This window comes from Burkholderia sp. DN3021 (genome assembly GCF_049805555.1).
Taxonomy (GTDB): Bacteria; Pseudomonadota; Gammaproteobacteria; order Burkholderiales; family Burkholderiaceae; genus Burkholderia; species Burkholderia pyrrocinia_C.
The window spans coordinates 162,583-180,198 of sequence record NZ_JBNCAB010000003.1 but is presented as its reverse complement, the minus strand read 5'-3'; the positions used below and the strand labels follow the sequence as shown (position 1 = coordinate 180,198).

Sequence of the window (17,616 nt, the reverse complement as noted above, 5' to 3'; positions counted from 1 at the left end):
GCCATGAACCTGTCGCGCCCCTTCATCACCCGCCCCGTCGCGACGACGCTGCTCGCGCTCGGCGTCGCGCTCGCGGGCCTGTTCGCGTTCATCAAGCTGCCGGTGTCGCCGCTGCCGCAGGTCGACTTCCCGACCATCTCGGTGCAGGCGTCGCTGCCCGGCGCGAGCCCCGAGACCGTCGCGACCAGCGTGACGAGCCCGCTCGAGCGGCACCTCGGCTCGATCGCCGACGTGTCCGAAATGACGTCGACGAGCACGGTCGGCAACGCGCGGATCATCCTGCAGTTCGGCCTGAACCGCGACATCGACGGCGCCGCGCGCGACGTGCAGGCCGCGATCAACGCGGCGCGCGCCGACCTGCCCGCCTCGCTGAAGAGCAACCCGACCTACCGCAAGGTCAACCCGGCCGATTCGCCGATCATGGTCGTGTCGCTCACGTCCGAAACCTCGTCGCCGGCGAAGCTGTACGACGCGGCGTCGACGGTGCTGCAGCAGTCGCTGTCGCAGATCGACGGGATCGGCCAGGTGTCGGTCAGCGGCTCCGCCAACCCGGCCGTGCGCGTCGAACTCGAACCGCAGGCGCTGTTCCACTACGGGATCGGCCTCGAGGACGTGCGCGCGGCGCTCGCGTCCGCGAACGCGAACGCACCGAAGGGCGCGATCGAATTCGGCCCGCAGCGCTACCAGCTCTATACGAACGACCAGGCCTCCGACGCGTCGCAATACCGCGACCTCGTCGTCGCGTACCGCAACGGCTCGGCCGTGCGGCTGTCCGACCTGTCCGACGTCGTCGATTCGGTCGAGGACCTGCGCAACCTGGGCCTCGCGAACGGCAAGCGAGCGGTGCTCGTGATCCTGTACCGCTCGCCCGGCGCGAACATCATCGAGACGATCGACCGCGTGCACGCGGCGCTGCCGCAGCTCACCGCGTCGCTGCCGGCCGACATCACGGTCACGCCCGTGCTCGACCGGTCGACGACGATCCGCGCGTCGCTGAAGGACACCGAGCACACGCTGCTGATCGCGGTCAGCCTCGTCGTGATGGTCGTGTTCCTGTTCCTGCGCAACTGGCGCGCGACGCTGATCCCGAGCGTCGCGGTGCCGATCTCGATCATCGGCACGTTCGGCGCGATGTACCTGCTCGGCTTCTCGATCGACAACCTGTCGCTGATGGCGCTGATCGTCGCGACCGGCTTCGTCGTCGACGATGCGATCGTCGTGCTCGAGAACATCTCGCGGCACATCGAGAACGGCAAATCGCGGATGCAGGCCGCATTCGACGGCGCGCGCGAGGTCGGTTTCACGGTGCTGTCGATGAGCATCTCGCTCGTCGCCGTGTTCCTGCCGATCCTGCTGATGGGCGGCATCGTCGGGCGCCTGTTCCGCGAGTTCGCGCTGACGCTGTCGCTCGCGATCGCCGTGTCGCTCGCGGTGTCGCTCACCGTCACGCCGATGATGTGCGCGCGCCTCTTGCCCGAGTCGCACGACCCGCGAAGCGAAGGCCGCTTCGCGCGCTTCCTCGAGCGCGGCTTCACGCGCATGCAGCGCGGCTACGAGCGCTCGCTGTCGTGGGCGCTGCGCCGGCCGCTGCTGATCCTGATGACCCTGTTCGCCACGATCGGGCTGAACGTCTACCTGTACATCGTCGTGCCGAAGGGCTTCTTCCCGCAGCAGGACACCGGGCTGATGATCGGCGGCATCCAGGCCGACCAGTCGACGTCGTTCCAGGCGATGAAGCTGAAGTTCTCCGAAATGATGCGGATCGTGCAGAGCAATCCGAACGTGAAGAGCGTCGCGGGCTTCACCGGCGGCACGCAGACCAACTCGGGCTTCATGTTCGTCACGCTGAAGGACCGCACCGAGCGCAAGCTGTCGGCCGACCAGGTGATCCAGCAACTGCGCCCGCCGCTGGCGGACGTCGCGGGCGCGCGCACGTTCCTGCAGGCCGCGCAGGACATCCGCGTTGGCGGCCGGCAAAGCAACGCGCAGTACCAGTTCACGCTGCTCGGCGATTCGAGCGCCGACCTGTACAAGTGGGGGCCGATCCTGACCGAGGCGCTGCAAAAGCGCCCCGAGCTGACCGACGTGAACTCCGACCAGCAGCAAGGCGGCCTCGAGGCGATGGTGACGATCGACCGCGCGACGGCCGCGCGGTTCGGCATCAAGCCCGCACAGATCGACAACACGCTGTACGACGCGTTCGGCCAGCGCCAGGTCTCGACGATCTACAACCCGCTGAACCAGTACCACGTCGTGATGGAAGTCGCGCCGAAATACTGGCAGAGCCCCGCGATGCTGAACCAGGTATGGATCAGCACGTCGGGCGGCAGCGCGAACGGCTCGCAGACCACCAACGCGGCGGCCGGCACCTACGTCGCGACGTCGGCCGGCACGTCGAGCGCCGGCACGGCCGCACAGAGCGCCGCGGCGATCGCGTCCGATTCCGCGCGCAACCAGGCGCTCAACTCGATCGCGGCCAGCGGCAAGTCGAGCGCGTCGTCGGGCGCATCGGTATCGACGTCGAAGTCGACGATGATCCCGCTGTCGGCGATCGCGACGTTCGGGCCGAGCACGACACCGCTGTCGGTCAACCACCAGGGGCTGTTCGTCGCGACGACGATCTCGTTCAACCTGCCGCCGGGCGTGTCGCTGTCGCAGGCGACGCAGGTGATCTACCAGACGATGGCGCAGGTCGGCGTCCCGCCGACGATCGTCGGCAGCTTCCAGGGCACCGCGCAGGCGTTCCAGCAGTCGTTGAACGACCAGCCGATCCTGATCCTCGCCGCGCTGCTGGCCGTCTATATCGTGCTCGGGATCCTGTACGAGAGCTACATCCACCCGATCACGATCCTGTCGACGCTGCCGTCGGCCGGCGTCGGCGCGCTGCTCGCGCTGCTGCTGTTCAAGACCGAGTTCAGCATCATCGCGCTGATCGGCGTGATCCTGCTGATCGGCATCGTGAAGAAGAACGCGATCATGATGGTCGATTTCGCGATCGACCAGACGCGCAACAACCGGAAGTCGTCGTTCGACGCGATCCACGAGGCGTGCCTGCTGCGCTTCCGCCCGATCATGATGACGACGATGGCGGCACTGCTCGGCGCGCTGCCGCTCGCGCTCGGCAGCGGCGACGGCGCCGAGCTGCGCGCGCCGCTCGGGATCGCGATCGCCGGCGGCCTGGTCGTGTCGCAGGTGCTGACGCTCTATACGACGCCGGTCGTCTATCTGTACATGGACCGGCTGCGCGTGTGGGCCGAGAAGCGGCGCAACCGCCGGAATCCGGGCGGGCCGGCGGTCGCCGGGGAATGATGGCAGCGGCCGCCCGTCAGGCGGCCGCTTTCCGCGCTTGAACACCGGCGGCAATCGGCTATCGTGTTTCCATGCCCACCGCGGCGCCCTTCACGGGAACACGCCATGAACGTCCAGTTGAACCACACGATCGTCTGGTGCCGAGACAAGCACGCGTCGAGCCGCTTCCTCACCGAGCTTCTGGAACTGCCGCCGCCGACGCCGTTCGGCGCGATGCTGGTCGTCGCGCTCGACAACGGCGTGTCGCTCGATTTTTACGAAAAGACGGGGGAGATCGCGGCGCAGCATTACGCGTTCCTGACCGACGAAGCCGGCTTCGACCGCGTGTTCGCGCGCATTCGCGAGCGCGGGCTGCCGCACTGGGCCGATCCGGCAAAGCGGCAGCCCGGCGACATCTACCGCCACAACGGCGGCCGCGGCGTGTATTTCGACGATCCGGACGGCCATTTCCTCGAAGTGATGACGCGGCCGTATGTGCTGAACGGTTAGCTCGGCAGGCCGGCCGGCGTTGCGCCGGCCGGTATTGCGCGGGCCGGGTGCCGTCCTGTTTCGGACGATCCCGGCCCGGCTGCGGTTTATTTACTCGGTAGCCGCCGTCTTGCGCGGACGTCGCGCGCGCGGCGCCGCCTTGCGGGCCGGCTTCTTCGGCTTGGCAGCGGCCGGTGCTTCGGCAGCCGATTCGACCGGCGCGGCGTCATGCGACGGCTGCGCCGCGGCAACCTCGCCGCCGAAATCGCCGGCCGCCGGCTCGGCATGCGTCACCGCGGCGTGCCGGTCGTCGCCCTGCCCCGCATCGCGATGTGCGTCGTCGGCATGCCTGCCGTGCGCGTGCTTGTCGCCACCGTGCTGCGCCGCGCCATGCGCGGCGTCGTCCGGCTTCCCGGCCTCGTGACGGCCGGCGCTCTTCGCGGCGGCGGTTTTCTTCGCGCCGGTCTTCTTCGCCGCACTCTTGCGTGCGCGCTTGCGGCCGTCCTTCGCGTCGCCGTGCGTATCGGCCGCATCGGCCGTGACGGCAGGCGCGACCGCCGCTGCGTCGGCGACTTCGGCAACGACCGCCTCCTGCGCTTCGACCTGCACGCTTTCGTGCACGACCGCTTCCGCCCGCTGCCCGCGACGTCGCGATTCGCGCCCGGCCCGCGCCGGCTCCGCCGCGCGCGTGCCGTGGTGCGCGGCGGCGCCTTCACCGCCCGCCGCGACGTGCTCCGCAGCCGCCGGCTGGCGTGCCCGCGACACGAACGCGCCCGACTTGTCGTCGCGCCCCACTTCGAGCAGGCCGCGCGCCTGCGCCTCGTCGAGCAGGTTGCCGAACGCGCGGAACCCGTAGTACGACTCGTTGAAATCCGGCTTGCGGCGCTTGATCGCGCTCTTGAGCACCGACGCCCAGATCTTGCCGACGTCGTCGCGCTCCGACGCGAGCGCGTCGAACGTCTCGACCGCCAGCGCGATCGCCTCGGCCTTGCGCGCGTCCATGTCGTGCTTGCGCGACGGCTCGTCGGGCCGCTTCGCGCCGCCGTTGCCGGCGCGCTGCTGTTGTTCGCGCTTCGCGAGCGTGCGCTGCTGCTCGCGCACCAGATCGTCGTAGAAGATGAATTCGTCGCAGTTCGCGACCAGCAGGTCCGACGTCGATTTCTTCACGCCGACGCCGATCACCTTCTTCGCGTTCTCGCGCAGCTTCGACACGAGCGGCGAAAAGTCCGAGTCGCCGCTGATGATCACGAACGTATCGACGTGCGACTTCGTGTAGCAGAGATCGAGCGCGTCCACGACGAGCCGGATGTCGGCCGAATTCTTGCCCGACTGGCGCACGTGCGGAATCTCGATCAGCTCGAAGCTCGCCTCGTGCATCGACGCCTTGAAGCCCTTGTAGCGATCCCAGTCGCAATAGGCCTTCTTCACGACGATGCTGCCCTTCAGCAGCAAGCGCTCCAGCACGGGCTGGATGTCGAATTTCTCGTACTTCGCGTCGCGCACGCCGAGCGCGACGTTCTCGAAGTCGCAGAACACGGCCATGCTGACGTTGTCCAGGGGTAATGCCATGTGTACTCCAACCGGTTGGCCGACGCGTTATAGGACGTAGCGTCGAAAAATGCATCGCGCACATGATAGCCGGTCGGCGCGTCATTCCCGAATCCGGGTGAATGAATGACCGCCCGAACGTGCGCCATGTCGCCGGGGACCGCGTATCCGCACCGGAAGCCCGCGCCGGTACGCCCCTTATTACCTGTACGCCGCCGCCGCGATTCGACATTACACTTGAGTTATCGGTCGTCCGTCCCTATCTGGGAGGACGACGCATCGAGCAAGGAGCGGTTTCATGACGACGAAGGTACTGCTGATTGGCGCGACCGGCCGCACCGGCCAGGCCTGCGCGGATCTGCTGCTCAAGCAGCCGGAGTTCGAGGTCACGGCGCTGGTGCGCCGGCACGGCTATGCGCTGCCGGGCGCGAAGGTCGTCGAGGCCGATCTGACGGACGATTTCTCGCACGCATTCCAGGGCATCACGCACGTGATCTATACGGCCGGCTCGGCCGAATCGGAAGGCGCGGCCGAAGAGGAGCAGATCGACCGCGACGCGGTCGCCCGCGCGGCCGAGTATGCGCTGGCGTACAACGTGCAGAAGCTCGTCGTGATCAGCTCGCTGTCCGCGTACTGGCCCGAGCAGAGCCCCGACGCGCTGCGCCACTATTCGCAGATGAAGCGCGAAGGCGACGAGCGCGTGATCGCATCCGGCGTCGACTACGTGATCCTGCGCCCCGGCCCGCTCACGGACACGCCGGGCGTCGGCAAGATCGCGCTGACCGAGGAGCGCGTCGAGCCGGCGCCGCCGGTATCGCGCCAGGATGTCGCCTGGGCCGCGATCGAGGCGATCAAGCTCGGCATCTCGCGCAAGATCGTCGGCTTCGTCGGCGGCGGCGTGCCGATCGAGCAGGCATTGCGCGCATAACGCGGCTCCACGCGCGCCGCCTCGCGAGGCGGCGCGTTTTCCCGTGCCCGCGGCCCGCACGACGGGCCGCTTACGCGTGGGCCTGCCGCTTACTGCTTCGGATGCGCGTCGGCCCACGCCTTCACGGCGGCCAGCGTGTTCTCGACGTGCTTGTCGGGCGACAGGCTCGTGTATTCGTACAGAATCTTCCCTTCCGGCGAAATCACGTAGGACACGCGGTTCGCGCGGTCGAGCGCCGGCAGCTTCGCGTCGTATTCGCGGATGATCTTCGCGTCCGGGTCGGCCGCGACCGGGAACTTGCTCCGGCACTCGCTCACCGAGAATTTCGTCAGCGTGTCGATATTGTCTGCCGATACGCCGATCACCGTCGCGCCATAAGCCTTGTAACGGTCGACCGCATCCGCGAACGCATGCGCCTCGATCGTGCAGCCCTTCGTGAACGCGGCCGGGTAGAAATACAGCACGACCGGCCCATGCTTCAGCGCGTCGGCGAGCGAGTACATGTAAGTCTTGCCGCCCAGCGACGCCTGCGTCGTGAAGTCCGGCGCCGCGGCGCCCGGCTTCAGTTGCGCCTGTGCCATCAGCGCATGGCAGGCCACCAGCGCCGCCGCGGCGCCCAGCAACAGTTTTCGCTTCATCTGCGTCCTCATTTCTTATAAAGTCAGCCTCGATGTAGGCCACGTTGGCGTTCGCCTGTCAAACGCACGTGCATGATCCGGTCCAGCGGCAGCGCCATCCGCGCCCGGCCCGTTAAAGATTCCGCACAGTCTGCCGTTATTCCTTCCGGACAACCGGTTCCAGCCCTTCACGTCAGCGAGAAACATGGAAGCCAACAGGAAACAGACGTCACGCAAGGGCTCCTGGCGCAGCGCCTTGCATACGCTGCGCCGTTTCGCCTGGTCGGGCGGTGCGCTGATGCCCGCGCGCGCCGGCGCGCCGCGGCGCGACGACTCCGTGCGCAACTGGCTGGAACAGACGGTCGGCACGGTGGATTTCCTCGCCCATGTCGACCGCGAGCTGCGCTTTCTGTACGTGTCCGACGCGAGCCTGCGCTTCATCGGCTACCACCGCGACTACCTGCACACGCTGACGCTGCGCGACCTGATCGCCGAACAGGATACCGCGGCGCTCGAAGGCCTGCTTGCACGCGCCGCGCATTCGGGCCAGGTCGAGAAGGCGACGATGTGCATCGTCAAGTCGCTGACCTACCCGCTCGACGTCGAGATTCGCGCGTTCAAGAGCCGTCACCTCGGGGTCGACGGCTTCGCGATCGCGGCGTTCGACGTGTCGTCGTGGCGAGCGCTCGAGGCGCGCCTCACGTACGAAATGCACCACGATCCGATGACGGGGCTCGACAACCTGTCCGCGCTCGTGCCCGCGCTGATGCGCGCGCAGCAGACCGCCGACGAGGACGGCACCTGCGCGGCGCTGCTGCTGCTCGACCTCGACGACTACCAGCGGATCAACCGCGCGCTCGGCTACGACGCGGGCGACACGCTGCTGCGCGAAACCGCGCAGCGGCTGAAGGCACTCGTCACGCCGAACGAACGGCTCGCGCGCGTCGCAAGCGACAAGTTCGCGATCGTGCTCGGCGCGCCGGACCGCGCGCAGGCGAGCCATGCCGCCGACGCGCTCGCGCGCCGGCTGCAGGCCGCGGTGCGCGAACCCTACGTGTACCAGGGGCAGACGGTGCACTTGTCCGCCAGCATCGGCATCGCGCTCTATCCGGACGAGCGTGCCGCGCCGCATCGCGCGCAGCACCACAGCCCGCTGCTGCGCCGCGCCGATCACGCGCTCGCGCAGGCGAAGGCATCGGGCGGCAACGCGCTCGCGTTCCATGCGCCTGTCGACGATCCGGCCGACGCCGAACGGCTGAAGCTCGAAGCCGATCTGTACGACGGCGTGCGCAACGGCGAGTTTTCGCTCCATTTCCAGCCGATCACGCACAGCCAGTCGTGCGCGGTGGTCGGCGTCGAGGCGCTGATCCGCTGGCGCCATCCGGTGCACGGCCTCGTGCCGCCGGCGACCTTCATTCCGCTCGCCGAATCGATCGGCCTGATCAACTATCTCGGTAACTGGGTGCTCAAGGCCGCGTGCATGCAGCTCGTCGCATGGGACCGTCAGGGGCTCGCGCTGCAGTACGTGGCGGTCAACGTGTCGCCGCAGCAGTTCCGCGACCCGCGCTTCACGCAGAGCGTGCGCGAGGCGATCGCGCTGACGGGCATCGACCCGCGCCGCATCGTGCTCGAAATCACCGAAAGCCTGCTGATGCACGACCCCGCGCACGCGAAGGGGCTGCTCGAGGAGCTGACCGATCTCGGCATCCGTTTCGCGATCGACGATTTCGGCACCGGCTATTCGAGCCTCGCGTACCTGCAGCGCTTCCCGCTTGCGAAGCTGAAGATCGACCGCAGCTTCGTCGAGAACCTGCTGACGTCGCGCAACGACCGCGCGATCGTGTCGGCGGTGGTCGGCCTCGCGCAGACGCTCGATCTCGAGCTCGTCGCCGAAGGCGTCGAGACCGAGGCGCAGCGCGAACTGCTGACGGAGATGGGCTGCAATCACATCCAGGGCTGGCTCGTCTGCCAGGCGCTGCCGTCCGAGGAACTCGCACGGCGCTTCGAGGCGCAGCAACTGCACCTGCACGCCGCCGCCTGACGCGCGCGGCGAACCGGACAGATCCGTATGTCAATCACCGAACACCTGCCCCGCACCGCATTGCTCGACAAGCTGTGGGCCCGGATGAACGAACGGGGCGACTTCCCGCTGCTGTCGGAATCGCTGCGCGCGACGATGGCCGCGATGAAGAACGACGACCTCGACTTCACGGCGCTCGTGCGCGTCGTGCTGTCGGATTTCGCGCTCACGCAGAAAGTGCTGCGGCTCGCGAACTCCGCGATGTACATGGCATTCGGCGGCAACATCACGACCGTCACCCGCGCGCTGATGGTGCTCGGCCTCGACGCGGTCGGCCATCTCGTCGTCGGGCTGAAGCTCGTCGACCATTTCCACCACAGCACGCCGCGACGCATCGACGCGAAGCTCGAACTGAACCGCGCGCTGCTGTCCGGCTGCGTCGCGCGCAAGCTGACCGAGCACGCCGAGCTGCGCGGCGGCGAGGAAGCCGTCGTCTGCACGCTGATGCGCCAGGTCGGCAAGCTGCTGGTGGTCTGCTATCTCGACAGCGAATGGGACCGGATCCGCCGGCGCACGGCCGAACTGAACGGCGACGAAGCGGCCGCGTGCATCGACGTGCTCGGCGTCGGCTTCGACGAGATCGGGCTCGAAGCGGCCGCGCGCTGGCGGCTGCCCGACGTGATTCGCGCGGGGATGGCCAACGACGATCACGCGGCCCATGCCGACGCGTTCGACTACGAATACGACGACGACCGCAACGCGGGCCATGTGGCCGACGACGGCCCGGCCGACCGCGTACGCTGGCTGCGCGCGGTGAGCCGCTGCTCGACCGAGGTCGCGAGCGCGCTCATGATGCCCGCGAGCCCGCAGCGCGACGCGCGCATTGCGACGCTCGCGCAGCACTACGGCACGGAGCTCGACATGGAGTCCGACGCGCTCGTCGAGATCGCCGAGCTGCTCGCGCGCGAGGAAGCGAGCGACACCGTGATGCGCGAGATCGTCGAGCTGCGCGCGAACGCCGATGCGATCGCGCGCGCGCAGGCCGAGCCCGAGGCATGCCTCGAAGCCGGCCTCGCGGACCTGCGCGCGCTGCCGTCCGAGCATGTGCTGACGCCGGTGCTCGCGCTCGCGTCGGAAAGCCTGCTGGCCGGCCTCGCGTTCACGCGCACCGTGATGTTCGTGCGTCACGACGACGGCACGTTCGCCGCGCGCCTCGGCTTCGGCCCCGGCGTCGATACGGCGCTCCGCCGGCTGCGCTTCGACGAACGCTTCGAGCCGGACGTGTTTCATCTCGCGATCACGAATTCGGTCGGCATCTTCATCGAGCAGGCGCAGGAACCGAAGATGCTCAAGCGCCTGCCCGCGTGGTATCTGGACGCGTTTGACGACGCGCGCGCGTTCGTGCTGCTGCCCGTGCGGGTCGGCACGACGACCGTCGCGCTGCTGTACGGCGACTGGGCAGGTGCGCAGCCCGCGCGCAAGATCGCGCAGCAGGAGATGAGCGTGCTCAACGAGCTCGCGCGCGAACTGGGCCGGTTCTTTCCCGCGTAGCGCGGCCAGCGGCGGCCTGCCCGCGTCGTTTCCAGCCTCCCGAACGCAAACCGGCCGCATAAGCGGCCGGTTTGCTTGCATCGTGCGATCGAACGAAACGCTTATTTGAGCGTCACGGGCACGCTGAAGTACTTCTTCGCGAGGTTGTCGATCGTGCCGTCGGCCTTCAGGTCCTTCAGCGCCTGATCGAGCGCGGTCTTCAGCGCCGCGTCGTTCTTGCGCAGGCCGAAGCCGACGCCCGAGCCGAGGATCTCGGTGTCGCTGACCGTGCCGCCCGCGAACGCGAAGCCCTGGCCCTGCGGCTTGGTCAGGAAGCCCTTCGAACCGGCTTCCGAATCCTGGAACGTCGCGTCGAGACGGCCCGACTTCAGGTCGGCATAGGCCAGGTCCTGCGTCTGGTACGGCACGACTTCGACGCCGGCCGGCGCCCACTTCTTCTTCGCGTACGCTTCCTGGATCGTGCCCTGCAGCACGCCGACGCGCTTGCCCTTCAGCGATTGCGGGGTCGGCAGCAGGCCGCTGCCCTGCTTCGCGATCAGTTGGTTCGGAATCGTGTAGATCGGATCGGTGAACGCGATCGCGTGCTTGCGCTGGTCGGTGATCGTCATGTCCGAGTTGATCGCGTCGAACTTGCGCGCCTGCAGCGCGGGGATCAGGCCGTCGAAGTCGTTCTCGACCCACACGCACTTCGTCTTCAGCTTCGCGCACACCGCGTTGCCGATATCGATGTCGAAGCCGGTCAGCTTGCCGTCGGGCGTCTTGTATTCGAACGGTGCGTACGAGGCCTCGACGCCGAACCGGATCTCCTTCAGATCCGCGGCAAACGCGCTGCCTGCCGCCACGGCCGATGCCGCCACCACCGCGTGCGCGGCCACTTTACGCCAATCCAACTTCATCAGGTGCTCTCCTCGATACTCGAATGTTCCGGAACTACGGGCGCTTGCATCATTGCAGGGCCGGATGGCCGCGACAATGTCGATGCCGCGCCGTGATGCGGCGCAACAGCCGCAAGGCCGCGATTGTACCAATCCGCGCGGCCCGATACGGCAAAGCGGCCGTCCGCGCGGGATGCTGCGGTGCGTGCGCGGCGCCGGCCGCGCCGGCCGCCGAACTTGCAAGACGATGTCGCAAATATGCAAGGCCGGGGGCCGGGGCCTTCACGGCCGCGCAATCGGTCGGGACACGCGCTCAGACAAGTGCCGCGAGCGTCTCGCGCGTCGTGTCGACGACGAGCAGACCCGCGCGCAGGCCCGGCTTCACGGTCGGGTTCGGAAACACGATCCGTTCCTCGTCGTGCGTCACCGTGTAGCGGTAGTCGCCGTCCTGCGCGAGCACCGTGCCGCGCGCGAACGCGGTGAAGTTCGCGACGTCGGCCGCGACGAACAGCTCGAGCGCGTCGCTCTGCTTCGTGATCTGGTCGATCACGGTGAATACGCGCGGCAACGCGGCCCCGGCGTCGCTCCGCGCACCCGATACGAGTCGACGCACGGCCAGGTCGGCCGGCGCGAAGCGCGTCAGATCGTTCTGGCCGAACGGCCGCACCTTGCCGAGTTCCAGCGTGCATGCGAGCGCGCCGCAGTGCTCGGCCGTGAAATGCGAATACGTGTTGCCCTTCGCCGTATGCAGCAGCACGGCCGCGATACGCGCGTCGCCGAGCCATTCGACCATCGTGCGCGTCGGCGGCGTGCCGGTATGCGGCAGCAGCGCGAACTGTTCGAACACCGACGCGCGGATCGCCGTATGCATGTCGATGTGCCAGCGCACGCCGCCCGCCGGCGCCGCCGCGAAGAACGCGGCAGCCGCCGCTTCGAGCTGCGCGGCGCGCGGCGCTTCGCGGCTCGCGGGCACCTGCGCGTGACGGCCGCTGAACAGGCGGTTCAGGTCGTCGTCGAGATAACGCTCGCCGGCACGCATCGCCGGCACGTTGCCGAGCACGACCAGCAGCCGGCACGCGAGCGGCAGCGCGCCCGATGCGAGATCGCGCACGAGCATCGACAGCAGCTCGATCGGCGCCGTCTCGTCGCCGTGCACGCCCGCCGATACGAGCACGCTCGCGCGCGCCGCACCGTCAGCCGCGGCCGGTTCGAGCGCGAGCAGCCCGTCGCCGAGCCATTGCCAGCGGACTGCCCCGCCCGCGCAGGCGCCGTCGGTCACGTCCGGCGTGCCGCCGGCCAGCGTGAACGCGAGAAAGTCGTCGAGCGGCGCGGCGGCGGACATCGGTGCGTCAGCGCTGGAAGTCATACAGCGACCCGACGCGCAGGATCTGCGTGAGCTCGTCGAGCGCCGTGCGCGATTCGTCGAGCAGCGCCGGATCGGCGAGGTCTTCCGGTGCGAGGCGATCGCGATAGTGCTTGTCGATCCACGCGTCGAGCGACGCGAACAGCGTGTCGTCGATCCACACGTTCGACGTGACCGCCGCGCGCTCCGCCTCGTTCAGCACGACGCGCAGGCGCAGGCACGCGGGGCCGCCGCCGTTCTTCATGCTTTCGCGCAGGTCGAACACGAGCACGTCATGGATCGGGCCGTTGCCGGCCGCGAGACGGTCGAGATAGGCCGCGACGTTCGCGTTCTCGCGGCATTCCTGCGGCACGACGAGCACTTGCGAGCCGTCCGCGCGCGACAGCAGCTGGCTGTTGAACAGATACGACGTCACCGCGTCGTTCACGCTCACGGCCGCGTCGGGCACCTCGATCACGTTCAGGCGCGCGCCGCGTGCGTCGAGCGCGGCGGTCAGCGTGTCGTAGATCGCCTGCTTGTTGACGAATGCGCGCTCGTGCGTGAACAGCGTGTCGCGGTTGCCGACCGAGATCACGTCGTTGTGGAACACGCCGGCGTCGATCACGTCCGGATCCTGCTGCGCGTAGACCGTCGCTTCTTCGGCGAGCCCGTGGCGATGCGCGACCGCGCGGCTCGCCTCGAAGGTCTGGCGTGCCGGGAAACGCTTCGGCTCGGGGCCGCGGCGGTATTCCGCACGGCCGTATACGAAGAACTCGATGCCCGGCTTGCCGTATTCGGCGCAAAAGCGCGTGTGGTTCGCCGCGCCTTCGTCGCCGAGCGCCGGCGTGCCCGTCAGCGCTTCGTGCACCGCGAAGTGCGCGGGATCGGCGAACAACGTCGACAGCGTGCGGCGCGTCGCTTCGTGCTCGATCGCGCGATGCAGCTTGCTGCACAGGTTCGCCGGCGTGAAGTGCACGCGGCCGTCGCTCGTGTCGGCCGACGGGCTGACGGTGGCCGCGTTCGCGGTCCACATCGCCGACGCCGAACTCGCCGCCGCGAGCAGCTCGGGCGCCTGCTTCGCGGCCTTCGCGATCACGTCCGCGTCCTTGCCCGAGAAGCCGAGCTCGCGCAGCAGGCGCAGCGACGGCCGCTCCTGCGGCGGCAGCACGCCCTGCGCGAAACCGAGATCCGCGAGCTGCTTCATCTTGCGCAGCCCCTGCTTCGCGGCGGCCTTCGGGTTCGCGGCCGACTTCTCGTTGTTGAGCGACGCCACGTTGCCGAACGACAGCCCGGCGTAGTTGTGGGTCGGGCCGACGAGCCCGTCGAAATTGGCTTCTTGTGCGTTCATCGTCGTTCCCTCGATCAGAAATGCAGGCCCGGCGACAGGCTCGCGGGCAAAGTCAGTTGCGTGCTTTCCACCGACGCCATCGGATACGCGCAATAGTCGGCCGCGTAGTACGCGCTCGGGCGATGGTTGCCCGAGCGGCCCGTGCCGCCGAACGGCGCGGCGGACGATGCGCCGTTGGTCGGCCGGTTCCAGTTGACGATCCCGGCGCGGATCGTGCGGCGGAAGTGCTCCCAGGCACGCACGTCGTCGGCAAGCAGGCCGGCGGACAGGCCGAACGCCGTGTCGTTCGCGCGCTCGATCGCTTCGTCGAACGTCGCGTAGCGGACGATCTGCGCGAGCGGGCCGAAATGCTCTTCGTCGGGCAGGTTCGCCACGCCCGTCACGTCGACGATCGCCGCGTTCACGAAACCGAGACGCGGATCGCGCTGCGTCATCGCGACGATCGGCTTCGCGCCCTGCCCGATCAGGCGCGACTGCGCGTCGACGAGCTTCGCCGCCGCGCGCGCCGAGATCACCGCGCCCATGAACGGCTGCGGATCGGCATCGAACACGTCGGCCGTGATCTTCGACGTGACGTCGGCGAAGCGCGCGAGGAAGCGCTCGCCGAACGCGCCCTGCGGCACGAAGATGCGGCGCGCGCACGTGCAGCGCTGGCCGGCCGACAGGAATGCCGACTGGATCGTGTGATGCACGGCCGCATCGATGTCCTCGACTTCGCCGATCACGAGCGGGTTGTTGCCGCCCATCTCGAGCGCGAGCACGATTTCCGGACGGCCGCCGAACTGCCGGTGCAGCAGCGTGCCTGTGTCCGAGCTGCCCGTGAAGAACAGCCCGTCGATCTGCCGATGATTCGCGAGCGCGATGCCCGTATCCTTCTCGCCCTGCACGAGGTTCAGCACGCCGGCCGGCAGCCCGGCTTCCTTCCACACCTCGACCGTCGCGCGCGCGACGCCCGGTGCAAGCTCCGACGGCTTGAACACGACCGTGTTGCCGGCAATCAGCGCGGGCACGATATGGCCGTTCGGCAAGTGGCCGGGGAAGTTGTACGGGCCGAACACCGCGACGACGCCGTGCGGGCGGTGGCGCAGCACCGCGACGCCGTCGGCCATGTCCTGGCGCTTCTCGCCCGTGCGTTCCTGGTATGCCTGGATCGAGATGCCGACCTTCGCGGCCATCGACGCGACTTCGGTGCGCGCTTCCCACAGCGGCTTGCCCGTCTCGCGGCCGATCGCGGTCGCGATCGCTTCCTTGCGTTCGTTGAGCAAGGCCGCGAAGCGCTTCACGATCGCGCAGCGCGATTCGAAGTCGAGCGCCGACCAGCCGGCGAACGCGCGGCGCGCGCTCGCGACCGCGCGGTCGACGTCGGCCGCCGACGCGCTGTCGCCCTGCCATGCGATCTCGTCGGTACCCGGGTTGCGCGAAGCGAAGACGGGGCCCGAGCCTGCGACCCAGGCGCCGTCGATGAAGAGTTCCGTCATGATTCGTTTATCCCTGTTTGACTTTGAGCGGCAGCACGCGGACCGGATCGCCGGCCTTCACGTCGAGCGCGACGGCATCGTCGGCCGACAGCACGAACGAACCGTTCGCGACCACGCCCGGCGCGACGCCGACGCGGAAATCGGCGAGCGACGTATTCGATACGAGCGACGTCGGCGGATGGTCGCCCTGCGCGTCGGGCACACCGATCGCGACCGGCACGACGACGCTCTCGCGCACCGTGCGCAAGTCGTTCACGTGGCATTCGAGCACGGGGCCCGCGTCGAAGATGTCGACGTGGTTCTGGTAACGCAGCCCTTCCGCTTCGAGCATCTTGCGGGCCGGCAGCGTGTCGCGGTGCGTGAGGCCGACCGCGTCCTGCGCGTCCTGCGGCAGCAGGTCGACATACACCGGGTAGCGCGGCATCAGTTCCGCGAGGAACGACTTGCGGCCGTGCGAGCTCAGGTAGTCGGCCGCGTTGAAATCGATCTGGTAGAAGTGCGAACCGACTGCACGCCAGAACGGCGACGTGCCGTCTTCGTCGAAGTGGCCGCGCAGTTCCGCGCAGATGCGTTCCGGGAAGCGCTCGCGGAACTGCGCGATGAACATGAAGCGCGAGCGCGACAGCAGGCCGCCGACACCGCCCGTGCGATAGCGCGGGCTCAGGAACAGCGAGCACACTTCCGCATAGCCCGTCAGGTCGTGCGAGATGTTCAGCGCGGACATCCGCGTCCACACGCCGAGCTCCTGGCTCGCGTGCACGACCGTGCTTACGCGATAGTTGTAGAACGGCTGTTCGAGGCCGACCTGCGATTCGATCCCGCACACGCCCGCGATGTCGCCCGTCTTCGATTCTTCCATCACGAAGAAGTAGCCGGCTTCGCCCGGCGCGGCCTCGCCCGCCAGCGTGCGGCGCGTGCGCTCGATGCGCGCGGCGAGCGCGTCGCGGTCGGGCTTGAACGTGGTCAGGCCCGGCCCGGTTTCCTTCGCGAGCGACACGAGCGCGTCGACGTCGCCCGTTTGTACGACCCGAACGACGATCATGCTGCGTCCCCCTTCAAATCTTCATCGTCGCGGCGGTGCAGCGGCACGCAGCGCACGACATCGCCATCCTTCACATCGAGCGCCGCGCGCACGTCGCCGGCCAGCGGTGCATGGCCCCGTGCATCGGCCGTATCGCCCGGCAGGTCGGCCAGCACGCAGCGGAACGATTCGTCGCTGCCCGTCGACACCATGTACGCGACGTCGCCCTGCTGGTGCGCGGCCTCGCGCACGACGCGCTCCGTGCCGTGCCTCACGCACGCGGTGCGGTCGACCTGCGCGGTCAGCACCGGGCCCGCGTCGAAGATGTCGACGAAGCGGTCGGGCTCGAAGCCTTCCTCGAGATGGATGTCGTACGCGAGCAATGCCGTCTCGTTCGGCTCGCCGAGCACGCGCTGCGCGGCTTCCGGCAGCAGCGGCACGTAGATCGGATAGGCCGGCATCACTTCCGCGATGAACGTGCGGCTGCGGCCGCCCGACGCGATGTCGACGTCGGTGAAGTCGCGGCCGAAGAACTTGCGGCCCACCGCTTCCCAGAACGGCGATGCGCCGTTGCCGTCGCTCACGCCGAGCAGCAGCGTGAACACTTCGGGCGTGAAGCGGCGGCGGTTCGCGGCGATGTACATCATCCGGGCGCGCGAGATCAGGTGCGCGGCCGCGTCGCCGCGCAGCGACGGATCGACGTAGAAGCCGGCGAGCCGGCTCTTGCCGGTCAGCTCGTGCGACATCGTGAGCGCGTGGATCTTGCGGTTCACGTGCAGCTCGCGCGACGCGTGGATCAGTGCGTCGTTGCGGAACGCGTAGAACGGCTCCGAGTAGCCGGCCGCGGCCACGATGCTCGCCGTGCCGAGCAGCTTGCCCGTCGACGAATCCTCGAGCACGAAGAGGTAGAACTCCTCGCCGGCGAAGTCGACGTCCGCGCGAAACGAATCCTCGGAGAGCGCCACGCGCGCTTCGAGCGCCGCGCGGTCGTGCGGCAGCGAGTGCAGGACCGGCTGCGCGGTGCGCGCCATGTGCGCGAGCGCATCGAGATCCGTGAGTTTGCCGGGGCGAACAAATAGCATCGTCGTTCCTGTCTGCGATGGGTGCGCCG

At 68.5% G+C, this 17,616-nt stretch carries 13 protein-coding genes; 5 read left to right on the top strand and 8 right to left on the bottom strand.

Features of this window, described 5'->3' with window-relative positions; translation table 11 throughout:
• Nucleotides 1–3: 3 nt before the first annotated feature.
• Nucleotides 4–3,309, top strand: coding sequence for an efflux RND transporter permease subunit (locus ACPUER_RS03125; RefSeq protein WP_310136877.1), 3,306 nt, complete (start codon nt 4–6; stop codon nt 3,307–3,309).
• 105 nt (nt 3,310–3,414) lie between these two features.
• Entirely contained in the window at nt 3,415–3,798 is a 384-nt protein-coding gene (locus ACPUER_RS03120) for a VOC family protein (RefSeq protein ID WP_175962346.1), read from the top strand.
• Between the two features lie 90 nt (nt 3,799–3,888).
• On the opposite strand, the gene ACPUER_RS03115 is transcribed toward ACPUER_RS03120, so the two are convergent.
• On the bottom strand, nt 3,889–5,346 hold the full coding sequence (locus ACPUER_RS03115; protein WP_425130322.1) for an NYN domain-containing protein: 1,458 nt from the start codon (nt 5,344–5,346) through the stop codon (nt 3,889–3,891).
• A 277-nt stretch (nt 5,347–5,623) separates the two neighbouring features.
• Here ACPUER_RS03115 and ACPUER_RS03110 point away from each other — a divergent pair, with 277 nt between their 5' ends.
• Nucleotides 5,624–6,253, top strand: a complete 630-nt coding sequence (locus ACPUER_RS03110) for an SDR family oxidoreductase (RefSeq protein WP_034183153.1) — start codon at nt 5,624–5,626, stop codon at nt 6,251–6,253.
• A gap of 89 nt (nt 6,254–6,342) precedes the next feature.
• On the opposite strand, the gene ACPUER_RS03105 is transcribed toward ACPUER_RS03110, so the two are convergent.
• On the bottom strand, nt 6,343–6,891 hold the full coding sequence (locus ACPUER_RS03105; RefSeq protein WP_425130321.1) for a peroxiredoxin: 549 nt from the start codon (nt 6,889–6,891) through the stop codon (nt 6,343–6,345).
• Nucleotides 6,892–7,168: 277 nt separating this feature from the next.
• Here ACPUER_RS03105 and cdpA point away from each other — a divergent pair, with 277 nt between their 5' ends.
• Together cdpA and ACPUER_RS03095 are read left to right on the top strand one after the other, a co-directional pair.
• On the top strand, nt 7,169–8,911 hold the full coding sequence (gene cdpA / locus ACPUER_RS03100) for a putative bifunctional diguanylate cyclase/phosphodiesterase (RefSeq protein ID WP_204426344.1): 1,743 nt from the start codon (nt 7,169–7,171) through the stop codon (nt 8,909–8,911).
• Between the two features lie 27 nt (nt 8,912–8,938).
• Nucleotides 8,939–10,441, top strand: coding sequence for an HDOD domain-containing protein (locus ACPUER_RS03095; protein ID WP_425130320.1), 1,503 nt, complete (start codon nt 8,939–8,941; stop codon nt 10,439–10,441).
• A gap of 101 nt (nt 10,442–10,542) precedes the next feature.
• On the opposite strand, the gene ACPUER_RS03090 is transcribed toward ACPUER_RS03095, so the two are convergent.
• The 6 genes from ACPUER_RS03090 to aruF all read right to left on the bottom strand — a co-directional run bounded on the left by ACPUER_RS03090 (nt 10,543) and on the right by aruF (nt 17,587).
• Nucleotides 10,543–11,337 (bottom strand): ABC transporter substrate-binding protein, encoded by a 795-nt coding sequence (locus ACPUER_RS03090; protein WP_111017476.1) that lies wholly within the window; start codon nt 11,335–11,337, stop codon nt 10,543–10,545.
• A gap of 292 nt (nt 11,338–11,629) precedes the next feature.
• Nucleotides 11,630–12,658 carry a succinylglutamate desuccinylase gene (gene astE, locus ACPUER_RS03085; protein WP_425130335.1) on the bottom strand — a complete coding sequence of 343 codons (1,029 nt, stop codon included), beginning with the start codon at nt 12,656–12,658 and terminating at the stop codon, nt 11,630–11,632.
• Nucleotides 12,659–12,665: 7 nt separating this feature from the next.
• Nucleotides 12,666–14,006 (bottom strand): N-succinylarginine dihydrolase, encoded by a 1,341-nt coding sequence (astB, locus tag ACPUER_RS03080; protein ID WP_175962340.1) that lies wholly within the window; start codon nt 14,004–14,006, stop codon nt 12,666–12,668.
• 14 nt (nt 14,007–14,020) lie between these two features.
• The gene (astD, locus tag ACPUER_RS03075; protein ID WP_425130319.1) at nt 14,021–15,484 is read right to left on the bottom strand and encodes a succinylglutamate-semialdehyde dehydrogenase; all 1,464 of its coding nucleotides are present in this window, start codon (nt 15,482–15,484) and stop codon (nt 14,021–14,023) included.
• A gap of 7 nt (nt 15,485–15,491) precedes the next feature.
• Complete coding sequence (gene astA / locus ACPUER_RS03070; protein ID WP_175962338.1) at nt 15,492–16,526, bottom strand: arginine N-succinyltransferase; 1,035 nt, start codon at nt 16,524–16,526, stop codon at nt 15,492–15,494.
• Nucleotides 16,523–17,587 (bottom strand): arginine/ornithine succinyltransferase subunit alpha, encoded by a 1,065-nt coding sequence (gene aruF, locus ACPUER_RS03065; RefSeq protein WP_425130318.1) that lies wholly within the window; start codon nt 17,585–17,587, stop codon nt 16,523–16,525. Before aruF ends, astA begins: the two co-directional genes overlap by 4 nt.
• Nucleotides 17,588–17,616 lie beyond the last annotated feature (29 nt).

What these genes read in the sequence shown, in the direction of transcription:
- ACPUER_RS03110 (WP_034183153.1), top strand. Translation starts at nt 5,624, where the DNA reads ATGACGACGAAGGTACTGCTGATTGGCGCGACCGGCCGCACCGGCCAG.
- ACPUER_RS03090 (WP_111017476.1), bottom strand. Translation starts at nt 11,337, where the DNA reads ATGAAGTTGGATTGGCGTAAAGTGGCCGCGCACGCGGTGGTGGCGGCA.
- aruF (WP_425130318.1), bottom strand. Translation starts at nt 17,587, where the DNA reads ATGCTATTTGTTCGCCCCGGCAAACTCACGGATCTCGATGCGCTCGCG.
- ACPUER_RS03120 (WP_175962346.1), top strand. Translation starts at nt 3,415, where the DNA reads ATGAACGTCCAGTTGAACCACACGATCGTCTGGTGCCGAGACAAGCAC.
- astD (WP_425130319.1), bottom strand. Translation starts at nt 15,484, where the DNA reads ATGACGGAACTCTTCATCGACGGCGCCTGGGTCGCAGGCTCGGGCCCC.
- cdpA (WP_204426344.1), top strand. Translation starts at nt 7,169, where the DNA reads ATGCCCGCGCGCGCCGGCGCGCCGCGGCGCGACGACTCCGTGCGCAAC.
- astB (WP_175962340.1), bottom strand. Translation starts at nt 14,006, where the DNA reads ATGAACGCACAAGAAGCCAATTTCGACGGGCTCGTCGGCCCGACCCAC.
- astE (WP_425130335.1), bottom strand. Translation starts at nt 12,658, where the DNA reads ATGTCCGCCGCCGCGCCGCTCGACGACTTTCTCGCGTTCACGCTGGCC.
- ACPUER_RS03125 (WP_310136877.1), top strand. Translation starts at nt 4, where the DNA reads ATGAACCTGTCGCGCCCCTTCATCACCCGCCCCGTCGCGACGACGCTG.
- ACPUER_RS03095 (WP_425130320.1), top strand. Translation starts at nt 8,939, where the DNA reads ATGTCAATCACCGAACACCTGCCCCGCACCGCATTGCTCGACAAGCTG.
- ACPUER_RS03105 (WP_425130321.1), bottom strand. Translation starts at nt 6,891, where the DNA reads ATGAAGCGAAAACTGTTGCTGGGCGCCGCGGCGGCGCTGGTGGCCTGC.
- astA (WP_175962338.1), bottom strand. Translation starts at nt 16,526, where the DNA reads ATGATCGTCGTTCGGGTCGTACAAACGGGCGACGTCGACGCGCTCGTG.
- ACPUER_RS03115 (WP_425130322.1), bottom strand. Translation starts at nt 5,346, where the DNA reads ATGGCATTACCCCTGGACAACGTCAGCATGGCCGTGTTCTGCGACTTC.